Here is a 1,259-nt window from a genome sequence, read left to right as displayed (position 1 = left end):
AACCCCCACACCAAGCCGGTGGTGTTCTGGCAGCGGGTCATCGACGACATCAACCGCACCGACCCCGACGTGATCTTCCTGGCGGAGGCGTTCACGCGGCCGGCGATGATGCACACGCTGGCCCAGATCGGCTTCCAGCAGTCGTACACCTACTTCACCTGGCGTACCGGCAAGCAGGAGCTGACGGAGTACCTGACCGAGCTGTCGGGGGAGGCGGCCGCGTACATGCGGCCCAATTTCTTCGTCAACACCCCCGACATCCTGCACGCCTACCTCCAGCACGGGCACCGGCCCGCCTTCGAGGTCCGCGCCGTGCTCGCCGCGACCCTCTGCCCCACCTGGGGCGTCTACAGCGGCTACGAATTGTGCGAGAACACCCCCCTGCGCGAGGGCAGCGAGGAGTACCTCCACAGCGAGAAGTACCAGCTGCGGCGGCGGGACTGGGAGACCGCCGAACGCGAGGGCCGCACCATCACCCCCCTCATCACCCGGCTCAACACCGTCCGGAGGGAGAATCCGGCCCTGCGGCAGCTTCGTGACCTGCACTTCCACCACACGGACAAGGATGCGTTGATCGCCTACTCGAAGCGCAGCGGTTCGAACACTGTTCTGGTGGTCGCCAACCTCGACCCTCACCACACCCAGGAGGCCACGGTCTCGTTGGACATGCCGCAACTCGGCCTGGAGTGGCACGAGTCGGTGCCGGTGCGCGACGAGCTCACCGGCGAGACCTATCACTGGGGCAGAGCGAACTACGTGCGCCTCCTGCCCGGCGGCGCGCATGTGCTCGTCGTCGGCCAGGAGCCCGGGGGGCGTCCCCGGGATGCGCGCGGCCAGGTTCTGCGACCGTCCACCCCGCAGATCGGAGGGTCACCCGCCATATGATCGTCAACGAGCCCGTCCCGGACACCTTCGAGGACACCCCCGCCAACGACCGTGATCCCGACTGGTTCAAACGCGCCGTCTTCTACGAGGTCCTGGTCCGCTCCTTCCAGGACAGCAACGGCGACGGCGTGGGCGACCTCAAGGGCCTGACCGCCAAGCTCGACTACCTGCAATGGCTGGGCGTGGACTGCCTGTGGCTGCCGCCCTTCTTCAAATCCCCCCTGCGCGACGGCGGTTACGACGTCTCCGACTACACCTCCGTACTCCCCGAGTTCGGCGACCTCGCGGACTTCGTGGAGTTCGTGGACGCCGCCCACCAGCGCGGCATGCGCGTCATCATCGACTTCGTCATGAACCACACCAGCGACCAGCAC

General features: G+C 67.0%; 1 protein-coding gene and 1 pseudogene. Both read left to right on the top strand.

Going from position 1 to position 1,259, the window contains the following annotated elements:
- Positions 1-885, top strand: a pseudogene (locus ABZ899_RS36515) (alpha-1,4-glucan--maltose-1-phosphate maltosyltransferase); the annotation flags it as partial.
- Positions 882-1,259, top strand: a 378-nt coding sequence (locus tag ABZ899_RS36510; RefSeq protein ID WP_361355233.1) for an alpha-amylase family glycosyl hydrolase, incomplete at its 3' end; no start/stop codon positions are given. The pseudogene ABZ899_RS36515 and the gene ABZ899_RS36510, both read left to right, overlap by 4 nt.

It is taken from the genome of Streptomyces sp. NPDC046859 (genome assembly GCF_040645135.1).
GTDB lineage: Bacteria > Actinomycetota > Actinomycetes > Streptomycetales > Streptomycetaceae > Streptomyces.
This window is presented reverse-complemented; position numbering and strand designations above follow the sequence as displayed.